This window comes from Marinobacter sp. (assembly GCF_041690455.1).
Lineage (GTDB): Bacteria > Pseudomonadota > Gammaproteobacteria > Pseudomonadales > Oleiphilaceae > Marinobacter.
In genome coordinates, this window is sequence record NZ_JAWLHI010000036.1 from 13,962 (window position 1) to 27,093 (window position 13,132).

16 protein-coding genes are annotated in these 13,132 nt (G+C 61.6%); 13 read left to right on the top strand and 3 right to left on the bottom strand.

The genetic code is table 11. The features are described from left to right. Positions 1–89 precede the first annotated feature (89 nt). From ACESMW_RS10560 to ACESMW_RS10570, 3 genes are read left to right on the top strand one after another with little or no spacing between them, the layout of a single operon-like run. Positions 90–2,009 (top strand): YdbH domain-containing protein, encoded by a 1,920-nt coding sequence (locus ACESMW_RS10560; RefSeq protein WP_372987005.1) that lies wholly within the window; start codon positions 90–92, stop codon positions 2,007–2,009. Between the two features lie 36 nt (positions 2,010–2,045). Further along, the gene (locus ACESMW_RS10565) at positions 2,046–2,267 is read left to right on the top strand and encodes a YnbE family lipoprotein (protein WP_372987006.1); all 222 of its coding nucleotides are present in this window, start codon (positions 2,046–2,048) and stop codon (positions 2,265–2,267) included. Between the two features lie 31 nt (positions 2,268–2,298). Further along, positions 2,299–2,643 carry a YdbL family protein gene (locus ACESMW_RS10570; protein ID WP_372987007.1) on the top strand — a complete coding sequence of 115 codons (345 nt, stop codon included), beginning with the start codon at positions 2,299–2,301 and terminating at the stop codon, positions 2,641–2,643. Positions 2,644–2,658: 15 nt separating this feature from the next. Here the strand turns inward: ACESMW_RS10570 and ACESMW_RS10575 are convergent, their stop codons facing one another. Both ACESMW_RS10575 and ACESMW_RS10580 read right to left on the bottom strand, forming a co-directional pair. Continuing rightward, on the bottom strand, positions 2,659–3,330 hold the full coding sequence (locus ACESMW_RS10575) for an SOS response-associated peptidase (protein WP_372987008.1): 672 nt from the start codon (positions 3,328–3,330) through the stop codon (positions 2,659–2,661). An 8-nt stretch (positions 3,331–3,338) separates the two neighbouring features. Continuing rightward, positions 3,339–4,397, bottom strand: coding sequence for an alpha/beta hydrolase (locus tag ACESMW_RS10580; RefSeq protein WP_372987035.1), 1,059 nt, complete (start codon positions 4,395–4,397; stop codon positions 3,339–3,341). Between the two features lie 109 nt (positions 4,398–4,506). On the opposite strand from ACESMW_RS10580, the gene ACESMW_RS10585 reads away from it, so the two are divergent. From ACESMW_RS10585 to ACESMW_RS10630, 10 genes are all read left to right on the top strand, one after another. Next, positions 4,507–4,824, top strand: a complete 318-nt coding sequence (locus tag ACESMW_RS10585) for a DUF2007 domain-containing protein (protein WP_372987009.1) — start codon at positions 4,507–4,509, stop codon at positions 4,822–4,824. Positions 4,825–4,861: 37 nt separating this feature from the next. After that, on the top strand, positions 4,862–5,533 hold the full coding sequence (locus ACESMW_RS10590; RefSeq protein ID WP_372987010.1) for an SDR family oxidoreductase: 672 nt from the start codon (positions 4,862–4,864) through the stop codon (positions 5,531–5,533). Between the two features lie 12 nt (positions 5,534–5,545). Continuing rightward, on the top strand, positions 5,546–6,304 hold the full coding sequence (locus ACESMW_RS10595; protein WP_372987011.1) for a glucose 1-dehydrogenase: 759 nt from the start codon (positions 5,546–5,548) through the stop codon (positions 6,302–6,304). Positions 6,305–6,307: 3 nt separating this feature from the next. Further along, positions 6,308–6,877: an RNA 2',3'-cyclic phosphodiesterase gene (gene thpR / locus ACESMW_RS10600; protein ID WP_372987012.1), complete on the top strand. Its 570-nt coding sequence runs from the start codon at positions 6,308–6,310 to the stop codon at positions 6,875–6,877. A gap of 42 nt (positions 6,878–6,919) precedes the next feature. Continuing rightward, positions 6,920–8,488: a carbon-nitrogen hydrolase family protein gene (locus ACESMW_RS10605; RefSeq protein WP_372987013.1), complete on the top strand. Its 1,569-nt coding sequence runs from the start codon at positions 6,920–6,922 to the stop codon at positions 8,486–8,488. Positions 8,489–8,595: 107 nt separating this feature from the next. After that, complete coding sequence (locus tag ACESMW_RS10610; protein ID WP_372987014.1) at positions 8,596–8,988, top strand: hypothetical protein; 393 nt, start codon at positions 8,596–8,598, stop codon at positions 8,986–8,988. 17 nt (positions 8,989–9,005) lie between these two features. Beyond that, positions 9,006–9,614 carry an ATP-binding cassette domain-containing protein gene (locus ACESMW_RS10615; RefSeq protein WP_372987015.1) on the top strand — a complete coding sequence of 203 codons (609 nt, stop codon included), beginning with the start codon at positions 9,006–9,008 and terminating at the stop codon, positions 9,612–9,614. Next, positions 9,601–10,404 carry an ABC transporter permease gene (locus ACESMW_RS10620; protein WP_372987016.1) on the top strand — a complete coding sequence of 268 codons (804 nt, stop codon included), beginning with the start codon at positions 9,601–9,603 and terminating at the stop codon, positions 10,402–10,404. The genes ACESMW_RS10615 and ACESMW_RS10620 overlap by 14 nt, the downstream gene beginning before the upstream one ends. Before the next feature lie 63 nt (positions 10,405–10,467). Beyond that, on the top strand, positions 10,468–11,457 hold the full coding sequence (locus ACESMW_RS10625; protein ID WP_372987017.1) for a CobW family GTP-binding protein: 990 nt from the start codon (positions 10,468–10,470) through the stop codon (positions 11,455–11,457). A 2-nt stretch (positions 11,458–11,459) separates the two neighbouring features. Further along, a complete protein-coding gene (locus ACESMW_RS10630) occupies positions 11,460–12,113 on the top strand; it encodes a class I SAM-dependent methyltransferase (protein ID WP_372987018.1) in 654 nt (217 codons plus the stop codon). A gap of 12 nt (positions 12,114–12,125) precedes the next feature. Here the strand turns inward: ACESMW_RS10630 and ACESMW_RS10635 are convergent, their stop codons facing one another. Then, positions 12,126–13,121 carry a PA2778 family cysteine peptidase gene (locus tag ACESMW_RS10635; RefSeq protein WP_372987019.1) on the bottom strand — a complete coding sequence of 332 codons (996 nt, stop codon included), beginning with the start codon at positions 13,119–13,121 and terminating at the stop codon, positions 12,126–12,128. Positions 13,122–13,132 lie beyond the last annotated feature (11 nt).

Genomic DNA, 13,132 nt, shown 5'->3' on the forward strand with positions numbered 1-13,132 from the left:
ACTCCGCAACATTGAATCTGTATAAACCTTATTACTGATTGGGCCGGATGTCAGGTTACGGCTTGTTTGACGTAGGCAGGAAGCGATTTGTGGGAGCAGGAAAACGCACGAGGGCACGCAGGATCGGCCGGTGGTTAGCCGCGGCCGTCGTTGTTCTGTTGCTGGTGGTAATCGGTGCCGGTGTCTATGCCCGGGACGCCTGGCAGCAGTTGATGGCGAACCAGGCAATCCAGCAGTTTGAGTGGCAGGGAATGCACCTCTCGCTGGCAGGCATTCGTGCCGATGGTTTCTCCCTGGTGAGCTCCGATCCGGCGCGACCGTTCGCGTTGAGCGGTTCGGGTTTTGTGTTGGGCTGGGACTGGCAGAGTCTCTCGCTGGCCAGCGTCCGGATAGAACAACTTGAAGTTGAACTACCGGCATGGCCGGAGCCTGCAGCGGGCGGGTCAGGGACGAGTCAGTCGCTGTTGCCCGAGCAGGCACCGGCGTGGCTTCCGGACACCATTTCGGTGAACAGTTTACGGGTCGAACTGCCCGAAGAAACCGTGATCCGCGGGAACATTCACGTCGAGTTGGCGCCGGCCCCGGAGCAGTGGCGGATGGAAACGACCGAGCTCTGGATCAGCGGCGCGCTGCCGGACTCCGAGGGTTCAGGCTGGCGCGTCAACGGTATCGAGGGCCGAATCGGTGTGGCAGGAAACGCCGGTGTGGAGTCAGCCAGGCTGGACGTTCTGGCCGGTTCAACCCTGAATATGAATGGAGTGGTCAGCCCGGATGGGGGCGAGACGGTCCGCCTGGAGCAGGTGAAAGTGCGGCCGGGGGGTAGCATCCTTGAAGCCGGCTACAGCCTGAGCGACCGAAGCCTGAAGACAATGCGATTGACTGGCCCCCTGGCTCTTGATGTCGGGATGTTGCAGCAGGCCAATCTGAAGCCACAGTCCTGGAGCTTTGAGGGCCAGCTGGACGGGGATCTCAACCGGGTCGATATCCGTGGCGTGGCGAAGGGAGCCGCGGGGCTGGTTTTGGATGTCGATGCCCGCTGGCCCTTCAGCGGAATTCTACGGGTGGCTGCCAGCGCAGAGCTGGAGGGCAGTCAGGCCAGCCGGATCCTGGCGGAAACCCTGGAACAGTGGCCAGCCGGAATCGAGATCAGCGACGGGCGTCTTTCTGCGCAGGCCAGTGTTCGCCTGCCGGACAAGGGGCCAGAGCTTGAGGGCAAGGTAATCGCCAGCGGGATGTCCGGTATTACGGATCGAATGGCCTGGACCGGACTGGATGGCACCCTGGAGCTGTCTGTGGAGAACAGCCTGGTCATCCGCACCTCGGAGCTGCAACTGGAACAGCTCAATCCCGGTGTGCCGCTGGGGCCGGTATCCATCACCGGCAGCTACCGGGCACCGTTGCAGGCGCTGACGAAAGGAACGGTATCACTGATCCGGGCTCGCGCCGGATTTCTGGGTGGGGAGATCCGGGTCAAACCGGGAGAGTGGAGCCTGGCCAGTCTGCCTGTAACTGTCCCGGTGTGGCTCAATGGTATACAGGTCGAACGCCTGATGACGGTGTATCCCGCCGAGGGACTGGCAGGCAGTGGCACGCTTGAAGGCGAGATGCCACTGGTGATCGACCGCGATGGTGTGGAGGTTGCCGGCGGCAATATCAGGGCCGTGGCACCCGGAGGCACCCTGAAACTCCCCGCGGACCGACTCCAGGCCCTGGCCCGGAATAACGAGACCATGGACCTGGTGGTCGGGGCCCTTCAGAACTTTAACTATTCCGTACTCAACAGCACGATAGACTATGATCAGGAAGGAACCCTGAACCTCGGCCTCAGGTTAGAGGGCAGCAATCCGCAGGTGCGGGATGGTCACCCGATCGTGGTGAACCTCAACCTGCAGGAGGATATTCCGGCACTGTTGACCAGCCTGCAGCTCAGCGGTCGGGTGAACGAAGCGGTCACGGAGAAAGTCCGGAAACTGATGGAAAAGCGTGAAGCGGGTAACGGGAACAACTGATCCCGCTATGCCGGCCACAACCTACGGGGGAAATCTATGAAAGCGCAGAGCCGGACATTTCCCGGCGCCGCCCAGGTACGACAGGGGGCTGTGATAGTCACTATTGCCTTGCTGTCCGCAGCCTGCACGCCAACAGTGCAGATGGCGGCGCCAAAGGAGCCCATTACCGTCAACCTGAACGTCAAGATCCAGCATGAGATCTATGTGAAAGTTGATAAGGAAGTGGACGAGTTGTTCGAAGACCAGGGCCTGTTCTGATGGTCGTGGACGCTTCAACGGGGAGAGAATCATGAGATTGTTCAGTAAATTCGGCGTGCTTCTGTTGGCCCTGTGTCTGAGTCTGCCAGCGCTCGCCATGAGTCTCGACGAGGCCAAGCAGCAGCTCGATAGCGCCAAGCAATCCGGGCTGGTGGGCGAGACGCCAACAGGCTATCTGGCAGTGGTCAAGGCTGACGGCAATGCCCGGGAGATCGTTGACGCCATCAACGAGGCCCGGCGCCAGGAATACAGTCGCATTGCCGCGAAGCACAATATTCCGGTTGCCGAAGTGGAGGCTGTTGCCGGCAAGAAAGCAGTGGAAAAGACTCCTGCCGGCCAGTTTGTCCGGGTCGGTGACAAGTGGGTGCGAAAATAGCAGGCCGATCCCGGTCTACTTTTCCCTCTTCAAAAGCTCCGGATCGTTATGGCGGGGATTGTTGACCGCCTGGGAGACTGCGTATTCCTCCAGACGCTCCGGAGGCAGACGATGGGTTGCCGCCCGGATCTCGCCGCGGCCAGTGAGTTCCGGGTTGAGCCAGTCCCGCAGGCAGCCGGGATCAAGCACCACGGGTTGGCGGTCGTGGATGTGTTTCAACGCGTCGTGGGCTGGTTCGGTGATGATGGCGCAGGCGGTGGTTTCATCGCCTTCCATCGGTGTCCAGACGCCGGCAAAGAAGATGGCCGGGTCACTGTCTGGAGCCTTGGGAGTCACGTAGTGGGGTTCCTTGCCATGATCCGTTGCCATCCATTCATACCAGCCGTTGGCGGGGATCAGGCAGCGGTGGTGGGCGAAGGCCTCCCGGAAGTATTTTGAGGTGGCTACGGTTTCAGCCCGTGCGTTGATGGGAGAGGGCGCTTTCTCGCCGGCCCAGACCGGACGGAAGCCCCAGTGGGAGTGGGCCATAATCAGGGTGCCGTTCATGGTCATGCGGATCATGGGGATACCCACCCCGGGCGTGATGTTGTAGCTGGGGCCAAACTGGCCATCCACCTCCAAGCCTTCCGGAAAATATTCCAGAATCAGGGTTTCCGGTGGCGTGTAAAAGGTAAACCGTCCACACATGGGGCAACCTATTCGCTCTTGCCGGCCTCGACATCGGCCAGGAATTCCCGGATGTCCTCGAACGCTTCCTCGGCCTCCGGGAGCATGTCCCCAAAAATGTGCCATACATGCACCATGCCTGGCCAGGTATGGAGCTCCACCACGGATCCTTCGGACTGGGCCTTGGCCGCGTAGCGCCGGGCGTTATCCAGCAGCATTTCGGTATCACTGGCATGGATCAGGGTCGGCGGCAGGTTGGCGAGACTGCCCCGTAGTGGGGAGGCGACCGGGTTGGTGGGTGATACCCGTAATGCCGCCAGGGTTCCCCACCAGATAATCGGTAACGGAATCTTGGCCAGACCGCCAAACACCGGGCCCAGCAACGGGTCGGTGGGAATGTTATTGCGGTTGCTGGGAGCGGTCAGGGTCAGGTCTGTCGAGGGCGCCAGGGCAACCGCCGCATCGGCCTGCCGGAGCCCGTTATCCCTCGCCCAGGCCAACAGGCTCAGGGTATGGCTGCCACCGGCGGAGTCTCCCGCCACCACGATGAAGCTTGCGCGCTCCCGACCGTCCGGTCCGTGATCCAGGAGCCAGCTGTAGGCCCTTTGGCAGTCCCGTATCCCGTCCATGAAACGGTGTTCCGGCATTAGCCGGTAATCCACGGCGAAAACTGCGGCATTGGCCAGCCTGGAGAACCGGTCGGTAATGGTCCGGTGGCTTCTGGGGCTGCCCGCCGCCCAGGCTCCTCCATGGATATAGAGCACACGCCGGCGGGTATCGACGCCCGGCGCAATGACCCATTCACCGCGTGGCTCCTCGTTATGCCGGAACTCGGATACCAGCTCCATGCCTTCACTGAGGGTGTCCATGTGCTGACGCAGGGCCATTAGCCGGGCCTTGCCCTTTAAATCTTTGGCGGCTTCCCTCAGCTCCCGGAGCTGTCCCAGAACCTGTTGATGACCTTCGCTCGGGATTCTTTCCCGCACCGGGTAATCCTTGTCGTCCAGGTGGGACAGGTCTTCAATTCTGAACAGGAAAAAGGTGGCGGCCACGATGAGCAACACGATGGCCAGAACAATCCAGATAATATCCACTGCGTATCCTTGATGGCTCCCTGGAGCGGGTGGGTCTATGCTGAAATCATAACCGCGTAAACGGGCGGGTGCTGCCCCTGAATGTCACAGAAGGAGTAGGCCTTTGCAAATAGCCTATCGGGCCCGGGACATTACCGAAGCACACATTGTAGCCGGGTTTCTGGAGGTCCATGGTATCGAATCCCACGTTGGCGGCCATTACCTGCAGGGCGCTCTGGGGGAAATCGGTGCGGCCGGTTTCAGCAATGTCCATGTGGATGATGAAGACCTCTACCGGGCCCGCGAGCTGATCCGGGAATACGAAGAGGGAGGCTCCACAGTAACCGCTTCATCCCCGGATGAGGACAAACCCGACCAGTACGCCCGCTGGTTTCTGCTGGCACTGATCGTTACAGTGTGGCTACTCGTCCAGATCTACTGATCCAACCAATTGAATCCAATAGTGAAACGGAGGAATCATGTCTGCATCCGGAGTAGTTGTCATTACCGGTGCCAACCGGGGAATCGGCCTGGAACTGGCACGGCATTATGTCCGTGAGGGCGGCGACGTGATTGGCGTGTGCCGGCAGTCTTCCGATGAGCTGGCGGAGGTGGCCTCCGAGGTCATCGACGGGGTGGACGTCACCACCGACGCCGGCATCGAAAAACTGAAATCGGCCCTGGCGGGCAAGAAGATCCGGCTGCTCATCAACAATGCCGGCCTGCTGCAGGACGAGCAGCTCGGCAGCATCGATTTCGATTCCATCCGCAAGCAGATGGAGATCAACGCCTACGCGCCGCTGCGGGTCGCCGAGGCACTGGTTCCGCAGATTGAAGAGGGCGGCAAGATCGCTAACATCACCAGCCGCATGGGCTCCATTGCCGACAACGATTCCGGCGGCCGTTATGGTTACCGCGCCTCCAAGGCGGCCCTGAACGCTTTCGGCAAGTCCCTGGCGGTGGACCTGAAGCCCAAGGGCATTGCCGTTGCCCAGTTGCATCCGGGCTATGTGAAGACCCGCATGGTGAACTTCGGGGGGATGATCACGCCCGAGGAATCGGCCCGTGGGCTGGCGGATCGGATCGCCAACCTGAACCTGGAGAACACCGGCTCCTTCTGGCACAGCAATGGCGATGAGCTGCCCTGGTAAGCGGAGGTCACTGTGACAAACGAAGCCCGAGTGGCCCTGGTAACCGGCGGAGCCCGGGGAATTGGGCGTGGCCTGGTTCAGTTCCTGGCCGACCGTGGCTGGCAGGTGGCCTTCTGCGATGTTGACCGGGAGCAGGGTGAATGGTTGCAGCAACGGCTAGGCGACCAGGTGCGGTATTTCCAGGCCGATGTGGCCAGTGAAGCGGAAGTTGCCGGCATGATCCGCGCGGCGACCGACTGGCACGGCCGACTGGATGCGGTGATCAACAACGCCGGGCTGGCCGGCCCGGAGAACGGGCCTGTTGAGGAGCTGGACCTGGCTGTCTGGCAGCGTCGACTGGATGTGAACCTGACCGGTCCGTTCCTGGTCACCAAGCATGCGGTGCCCCATCTCCGGACGAACGGCGGCGCCATCGTCAACATCGCCTCCACCCGGGCCCTGCAGTCGGAGCCCGACACCGAGGCCTATGCCGCTACCAAGGGCGGCATCGTTGCCCTGACGCACGCCCTCGCCATGAGCCTGGGGCCGGAGATTCGGGTCAACTGCATCAGCCCCGGCTGGATCGACACCCGTGCGTGGCAGGATAAGGAGGAAAAGGCTCCGCCACTGTCGGAGAGCGATCACCGTCAGCACCCCGCCGGTCGGGTGGGAGAGCCTCGGGATATTGCCAGCCTGGCGGCCTTCCTGATTTCCGGCGAAGCGGGTTTCATCACCGGCCAGAACTATGTGGTGGATGGCGGTATGACCCGCAAGATGATCTACGAGGACTGAGCCGTGCCCCGGGTGTTTTTCGGGGTGGAAATCCCGTCAGAGGTCAAAAAGCGCTTGTTGGCGCTCAAGACTCCGATCAACGGAGCCCGATGGCAGAGCCGCAACCAGCTGCACATGACCCTGGTCTTTATCGGAAGCGTGAAGGATGAGGACCTGGAGACCTTGAGCTACTCAGCCTCCCTGGTCTCCACGCCCGCCTTCGAGGTGGAAGTGACGGGCTTGGGTGCCTTTGGCCGCCCGGAACACCCCCGGAACCTCTGGGCCGGGGTCTCCCCGGAGGCACCGGTGGCGGAGCTGTATGATCAGCTGTCCGCCCAGGTGGCGGCTGCCGGTTTCGAGACGGAGCACCGCGGGTTCCGGCCACATATCACAGTGTCCCGGTTCCGCAAGCAGGCCGCCTCGATTGTGAGCCTGTTGGAAGAGCATGGGCAGGACCGATTCGGGGTGCTCCCGGTGACGGAGTTTGTCCTGTTCGAAAGCGCCCCGGGAGCCGGAGGATCGGTATATACCGTGATCCAGCGTTTCCCGCTGCAGCCGCCGCTTGACGAAACGGATCAGCCCGACCAAATATGAGTGCATGTCCCCGCGCATTTCCGCGCCTGCTTCGAGGTATGTATGTGCCCACCTTTTTCCGATCCCGACCAGCGCCTGTTTGTTCGCAACGCCACCCTTGATGATATACCCGGTATCATCGACCTGAGCCACCGGGTCTACGAGGGCACCGGCATGTACGGCTACACCAAGGGACCGCTGACCGGGCAGATCAATACCTTCCCGGAAGGGCAGTTTGTCGCCATGCTCGGGGACCAAGTGGTGGGCTATTGTGCCACGTTCCGGATTGCCGGCGAGGTGGCCCTGGCCCGTCATGACTGGACGTCAATCACCGGCAACGGTTACGCCTCCCGTCATGACCCGGAGGGCGACTGGCTTTACGGTATGGAGGTGTGTGTTGATCCGGAGTGCCGGGGGTACCGGATCGGCGAGCGCCTTTATAACGAGCGAAAAAACCTGTGCCAGACCCTGAACCTCCAGGGCGTGGTGTTTGCCGGGCGTTTGCCTACCCTGCGCCAGAAACTGAAGAAATACGGCACGGTGGAGGCCTATGTCGATGCCGTCCGAAACAAGGAACAGAAGGACCCGGTGCTTTCGTTCCAGATGCATCAGGGCTTCGAGATCCACGACATCATTCCCCATTACCTGGACGCCGACCATGATTCCATGGGCTATGGCATTCACCTGGTCTGGCGAAATCCCAAGGTTCCCCAGAGCGGCCAGGACGAAAAGCGCAAGCGTTACGGGCACCGAATGCCGGATACCGTGCGCATCGGCACCGTCCAGTACCAGCAGCGGCCCGTGGCTTCGTTCGATGAGTTCAGCGAGATCGTCCGTTACTTCGTGGATGTCGTTTCCACCTACAAGGGCGATTTCGTAGTGTTTCCCGAACTGTTCACCCTCCAGTTGCTGTCCATCGAGGCCCGTGGCGGCAGCCCGGCGGAGGCGTTCTCGGCGGTCACCCACTACGCCGAACGCTACCGTGAGCTGATGCGGGATCTCGCGCTACGCTACAACATCAACATCGTGGCGGGCTCCACCCCGGTGCGGGAGGAGGATGGCACCATCCGGAACATGGCCCATGTTTTCCTGCGGGATGGCCGGGTCTATACACAGCCGAAGATTCACCCGACACCCAATGAGGCCTATTGGTGGAACGTGCGGGGCGGTAACCGGGTGAATGCCATTGAAACCGATTGCGGCACGATCGGGGTGCTGATCTGCTATGACGCGGAGTTCCCGGAGCTGGCCCGGCACCTGGTGGATCAGGGGGTGAGTATTATCTTCGTGCCGTTCTGCACCGATGAACGCCAGAGTTACCTGCGGGTCCGCTACTGCTGCCAGGCGCGGGCCGTGGAGAACCAGGTCTACGTGGTGTTGTCCGGCAATGTTGGCAATCTGCCCAACGTGCCGAACATGGAGATCCAGTACGGCCAGAGCTGCATCCTGACCCCCTGTGACTTCCCCTTTGCCCGCGACGGCATCGCGGCGGATACTGAGCCCAATGTCGAGACGGTGGCGTTCGCAGACCTGCGGCCGGAGACCCTGATCACTGCCCGGAACAGTGGAACGGTGAAGAACCTGCAGGATCGCCGGCACGATCTCTACAGCGTGAACTGGCGGGGCGAATAGTCCCGGTTGGCGGTTGTGGCTGGTACTCGAAGCCGGTCTCTGCCATATTGTTGACCGACTATGGCCGCTGGCCAATCCGCTTTTAAAACAACAAGTTCAGGGGCTCCATGGAAAAAACCCGGATTACCATTGTCGCGATCACAGGCATTGTCCTGTTCTTTCTTGCCAACTACCTGTGCCGGTTCCTGCTCGGTTTCAGTGGCCTGCTGGCCTCGCTGATCATTGCCGCGGCCATTGCCGCCTACATGGGCTTTTCAGTGGCCAGGGCCCTGGAACGCATGCCTATGGACGAAGAAAAATCCCGCTTGCTCTGGATCTATGGCGGTTTCCTCGGGGCCTTGTTTGCCGCCTTTGCAGCCTGGCTGTTCCTGGGCGAGGGCTTTGATGCCGTGGTGCTGGCAACCCTGTTCCTGCATTACCTGCCGTATCCCGCCCTGGCACATGTTTTCCTTTCCGAGGGGCTGATGCGCCGCTTTCTCGGCAGCAAGCACAAACCCTGATCACCGGAGTCCCGGATTTGAGTGAGCTACGCCTGGACACGGTATCGGTTGGCACCCTGAAAGAAGTCTCGTTGCAGGTCGGAAGCGGGGCGGTGGTCTGCATCTCAGGTGCCTCCGGAAGCGGCAAGAGTCGTTTGCTGCGGGCAGTGGCCGATCTGGAACCCCATGACGGCCGGATCTACCTCGATGATGCCGAACAGGGTTCCTTGCCGGCCCACGAATGGCGCAAACGGGTGGTGATGATTCCGGCGGACAGCCAGTGGTGGTTTGATGAGGTCGGCGCCCACTTCGCCGAGAATGCCCGCCACACCATGCCCGAAGCTCTCGGTTTTCCTCCCGGAGTGATGGACTGGCCGGTGAGCCGGCTGTCCTCCGGTGAACGCCAGCGCCTGGCCCTGTGGCGTGCGCTGGCAATGGCGCCGGAAGCCCTGTTGCTGGACGAGCCCACGGCGAACCTGGATGAAGACATGACGGGTGCGGTGGAAGCCTGGCTGCTGGATGAAATCCAGCGCCGGAACCTGGCCGTGCTCTGGGTGGCCCATGATCAGGGACAGATCCGCCGGGTGGCGAATCACCACTACCGCATCAACGGATCGCAGCTGGAGTGGTTGAATGGAAGTCATTGATCTTGCCTGGTGGAAGCTGGGGCTGGCCGCCTTGCTGGTTCTGGCGCTTGCCGGCGTCAGCCTTTGGGCCAGGCTGGGTATCACCCGCAGCCTGCTCATCGCCAGTGCCCGTACCGGCATCCAGCTGGCCCTGATCGGGCTGGTCCTGGAAGCGCTGTTCGCGTCGGCGAGGCTGTACTGGATTGCCCTGTTGGCCACGGTCATGCTGCTGGTGGCTGGCAGGGAAGTGATGGCCCGTCAGCAACGGCGGTTGCGGGGAATCTGGGCGTTCGGCATCGGTACGGGAGCAATGTTCGTTTCCTCCTTTGCCGTCACGATACTGGCCCTGACGGTGATTATCGGTCCATCGCCCTGGTATACCCCTCAATATGCCATCCCCCTGCTGGGCATGATGCTGGGCAACACCATGACCGGGGTGGCCCTGAGCCTGGACCGCCTCAACGAATCCGTCTGGCACCAGCGGGCGGTGATCGAGAACCGGCTGATGCTCGGGCAGACCTGGCGTCAGGCGGTGGAGGATATCCGCAAGGATGCCATGCGAGGAGGCATGATGCCGTCTATCAATGCCATGGCCGCCGCCGGCATCGTCAGCCTGCCCGGCATGATGACTGGCCAGATCCTCGCCGGCAGTCCACCCGCGGTCGCCGTGAAGTATCAGATCCTGGTGATGCTCATCATCACCGTCGGCACCGGTTTTGGTGCCCTGATGGCTGTGTCCTGGGGCAGTCGCCGGCTGTTTGACGAGCGCGAGCGGCTCCGGCTCGACCGGCTGGTGAAAGTCGGCAAGTGAATCGAGGCTGGTCAACCCTGTAGCGAGGTTGTTATATTATAACAATTTCGAGGCCCCTAACTGATGCCGGACATTTCCCACCCCATTCCAACCAACCTGATCCTGGGTTTCCTGGGTGTTGGCAAGACCACCGCCATTCTCGATCTGCTCCGCCACAAGCCGGAACACGAAACCTGGGCCGTACTGGTCAACGAATTCGGCGAAGTCGGCATCGATGGTGCGCTGCTGGAGAACGAGGGGGCGTTTGTCAGGGAGATACCGGGCGGGTGTATGTGCTGCGTGGCAGGTTTGCCCATGCAGATCGGCCTGAACCAGCTGATCCAGAAGGCCCGACCGGACCGGCTGCTGATAGAACCGACGGGGCTGGGCCATCCTTCCCAGATTCTGGAGACCCTGACCAGCGAGCATTACCGGGACATCCTGGCGATCGGCCCGGTGATTACCCTGGTCGATCCGCGCAAGCTGGAAGATCCGCGGGTACTGGACAATGTGCAGTTCCGGGACCAGGTCGCCGCCGCCGATATTCTCGTGGCCAACAAGACCGACCTGTGTACCGACGCCCAGCTTGCGCACTTTGACCAGTGGGCCGCAGCCCTGGAGCCCGCCAAGCAGCAGGTGTTCCATACCCGGTATGGCCACCTGTCACCTTCCTGGCTGGATGGTAAGGCAGATCCAAGAGACGTGAGCGATCCCCATGCCCACCATCACCACCATGGCAAGGCTGCTGCCCCGTTACCGGATATCGACGAGGAACCCTGGCAACTGGTCAGTAACCGGGGGCAGGGGCATTACAGTCTTGGCTGGCGGGTTCACCCGAAACTGGTGTTCGATGAAAACCTGTTGATGGCCCTGGCCATGGATGACCGTATTGTGAGGTTCAAGGCCGTGGTGCACACCCTGGACGGCTGGCGGGCGATCAACATGGTGGATGGGGCATTATCGGTATCGCCGTCCGAGCCCCGTGAGCTGACCCGGATCGAGCTGATCAGCGCGGTTGAGCCCGACCGCCAGGAATTCGATCAGGCGTTCCGGTCTGCAGCGGGGCTGGACTGACCATGGTCAGCGCCGAACTGTCCCGTTGCCCGGTCTGTCTCGAGAGGCATCCGGAATTTTTCCGGCAGATCGGCAAGCAGGTCTACCTGCGGTGCCCCACCTGCCTGGCGACCATCATGGCGCCGCAATCCCGGATGACCGCAGGCGAAGAAAAGCAGATCTACGAACTCCATGAAAACGACCCGGAAGACGCAGGCTACCGGCGATTTCTTGCGAAACTCGTCGATCCGCTGACGGAACGGCTGCCAGCCGGGGCAGAGGGGCTGGATTTTGGCTGCGGGCCGGGCCCGGCCCTGGCCGGAATGCTGAGAGAAGCCGGTTTTGCCATGGCGCTCTACGATCCCTTCTTCCACCCGGATATGGCGAGTCTGGACCGAACCTACGATTTCATTACCTGTACCGAAGTGGTGGAGCATCTGTACGAGCCCGCCGAGGTTTTCAATCTGCTGGACCGGTTACTCAGGCCAGGCGGCTGGCTGGGCATCATGACCTGTTTCCAGACTGACGATGAGCGGTTCGATAACTGGCACTACCGCCGGGATCCGACCCATGTGGTGTTCTACCGGCAGGCTACGTTTGAATGGCTGGCACGGAAGTATGGCTGGGCGCTGGAAGTTCCCGTGAAGGATGTGGTGCTGCTGAGAAAAGGCCGATAATCACCGGCCTCTTCACTGCGTGGATACCGGGCAGGATGGCAGCGCCGGGCAGTTCTCGCCGTCGCCGGTTTGCCCGGTACCGAAGGCTGCCTCTTCCTTGCCAAACCGCTCCGGTGACAGGCTCCGGGCGCAGGAAAGCGCGGCTGTTGCCTGTACCGGGCAATCCGCCTGATCCAGGGTATACGCCAGATTGTTCCAGCCCTCGGCGTAGTCCGGAAATTGCTCTACCACCCGCCTGAAATGGACCACCGCCCCGGACCACTGCTGTTGGCCGTAGGCCAGATTACCCTGGGCCATGATGGGCGCCGGTTGTTGCGGCCAGGTTTGCTCCGCGGTCTGGTAGGCACTGAGTGCCGCCCGGGTATGCCCGGTGGACTCCAGGTCGTGCGCGGCCCTGAGGAAAGTGAGGGGTTCTGCCGTGGCGGGTATCTGCTCCGGAGGCAGAACCACGACAGCCCAGCGCTCGGCCCGGCTCCAGGTGGCATGGAAAGCCTTGTAGGGCATGGCGTGGTGTTTGCGGGTATCCGTGTTCAGGATGATGGTTTCATCGTCACTGTCGAAGCCCACCACAACCGCGAAATGCCATTGGGGCCACCAGTCGATGAGCAGGTTCTGCATGACCAGCACCGGGTTACCGGCACTGACTTCCTCGAGAACGGCCTCGAGTTTCGGCTCCAGCGGGTACACGACCATATTGTGTGAACGGGCACCCGCCACCATCTCAACCTGCAGCGAGCCTTCCCGGGCGGGAATGTACACCAGTTCCTTGAGCACTTCAGGGTCGGTTTCCAGTCCCTGGCTGTTCAGCATCATGGCCAGGGAGGCGGGGCCACACTGGTATTTCTCCTGGGCGTAGAAGGGCACATCTTCCAGAAGAACATGGTTGGGCAGTACGGGCTTGCCAGCTTCGGATTCAGGTTCCGGCCAGGGCGGAGTGGAGGCACAGCCTGCCAGCAGGACCAGCCCGGTCAGGGTCAGGATCCTGCTGGCAATCCTCAGTCGATACATCAAAACGTTCG